The following is a 1,817-nucleotide window of genomic DNA, read 5'->3' as shown; positions in this document are numbered from 1 at the left end:
TCCTAAAGTGGAACCAATGTTTTGGGCATTCCGCTTGATGGTCGCTTCAGGCTTCCTGATGTTATTAATCTTTGCCTTGGCGTTCTGGTTTAGTGCTAAACGTATTCAGCATAAGCCAAAATGGTTACTTAAAATGGCCCTATTTGGCTTACCTTTACCGTGGATTGCCTGTGAAGCCGGTTGGTTTGTTGCCGAATACGGTCGCCAACCTTGGGCGGTGGGTGAAGTGCTACCTACCCACCTATCGGCTTCGCTGCTCACCCCCGCAGAAATTTGGACCAGCTTAGGCCTAATCACCGCCTTGTATACTGTTTTCCTGATTGTGGAAGTGTGGCTAATGCAGCGCTTCGCGCGCCAAGGACCGTCAGCCTTACATACCGGTAAATATGCTTTAGAAACCGATCAGCTTGGAGAATAGTGCAATGGATTACGAATTTTTGAGATTTATTTGGTGGCTGCTGATTGGCGTATTGTTGGTTGGCTTCGCGATTACCGATGGCTTCGATATGGGCGTAGGCGCACTGCTAAAAGTAGTAGGTCAAAGCGATGATGAACGCCGAGTAATGATTAACAGCGTGGCTCCCCACTGGGACGGTAACCAAGTATGGTTAATTACCGCCGGTGGCGCCCTGTTTGCTGCATGGCCACCGGTCTATGCAGCCGCATTTAGTGGCTTCTATTTGGCGATGATGCTAACCCTAGCCGCGTTATTTTTACGCCCTATCGGGTTTGATTACCGCTCAAAACTGGACAGTCCTAAATGGCGCAGCAATTGGGACTGGGCCTTAACTGTAGGTTCTGCCGTGCCACCCATTATTTTTGGTGTCGCTTTTGGTAATTTACTACAGGGCGTACCATTTCATTTCGACGAGCTATTACGCCTCAACTACACCGGTTCGTTCTTTGCTTTACTCAACCCCTTTGCTTTGTTAGTTGGGGTGCTAAGCTTGAGCATGTTTGTTGGTCAAGGGGCTACCTACCTACAAATGAAAACCGAAGGAAGCGTGTTACAACGCAGTCAAAAAGTCGCCATTATTTGCGGTCTTGCTGCTGCGCTCATCTTTGTATTAGCCGGAGTTTGGCTACATTCGGCCATCGACGGTTATCAGCTCACTAGTAGCATCGATAGCAACGCGATTAACAATGCGGTATCTAAAACCGTGGTGAGTGCTCCCGATGCTTGGTTAAATAACTTCAATACGTATCCTGTATTGTGGATATTCCCCTGCTTAGGCGTGGCGGCTTTCTTGTTGAGTGCCTTATTCAGTAAGTTAAGCAAAGCACCACTGGCCTTTATTTGCTCTTCACTGGCGCAAATTGGCGTGATATTCACTTGTGGCGTAGCGATGTTTCCCTTTGTTATGCCATCGAGCTCCATGCCGGATCACAGCTTAACCATGTGGGATGCTACTTCGAGTGAGCTAACACTAAAAATTATGTTCTTTGTGGCTTGTATCTTTGTCCCAATTGTTTTGGCCTATACCGCCTGGAGCTATTTCAAAATGTTTGGTCGCTTGAACGAACAAACCATTCGTGATAACTCCCACTCAATGTATTAATTAAGGAGCACTCTATGTGGTATTTTACTTGGATTTTGGGCGTGCTACTGGCCTGTTCTTTTGGCATCATTAACGCCATGTGGTTAGAACTCAACGGCTACTCGGACGACGATACTGATTCAGAATAATCATCAACAACAGCTTAAGCACTGGTTGCGGCCAATTCGGCCGCAACTGCTATTTGCCACCAGCCTTGCCATCCTAAGCGTTCCTTTACTGCTACTGCAAATGTATTGCTTAGCAATGCTATGCGCCGCT

General features: G+C 47.3%; 3 protein-coding genes. All 3 read left to right on the top strand.

The window, feature by feature from the left end; translation table 11 throughout:
* On the top strand, positions 1-418 hold a 418-nt coding region (locus ACQY6Q_RS00175; RefSeq protein ID WP_427976449.1), incomplete at its 5' end, for a cytochrome ubiquinol oxidase subunit I.
* A gap of 4 nt (positions 419-422) precedes the next feature.
* Complete coding sequence (gene cydB / locus ACQY6Q_RS00170) at positions 423-1,559, top strand: cytochrome d ubiquinol oxidase subunit II (protein WP_427976447.1); 1,137 nt, start codon at positions 423-425, stop codon at positions 1,557-1,559.
* Positions 1,560-1,573: 14 nt separating this feature from the next.
* Positions 1,574-1,687, top strand: a complete 114-nt coding sequence (gene cydX / locus ACQY6Q_RS00165) for a cytochrome bd-I oxidase subunit CydX (protein WP_083481514.1) — start codon at positions 1,574-1,576, stop codon at positions 1,685-1,687.
* The last annotated feature ends 130 nt before the right edge of the window (positions 1,688-1,817 follow it).

It is taken from the genome of Agarivorans sp., assembly GCF_050295395.1.
Classification (GTDB): Bacteria; Pseudomonadota; Gammaproteobacteria; order Enterobacterales; family Celerinatantimonadaceae; genus Agarivorans.
The sequence above is the reverse complement of the archived record's forward strand: the minus strand, read 5'-3'. Positions and strand labels throughout refer to the sequence as shown.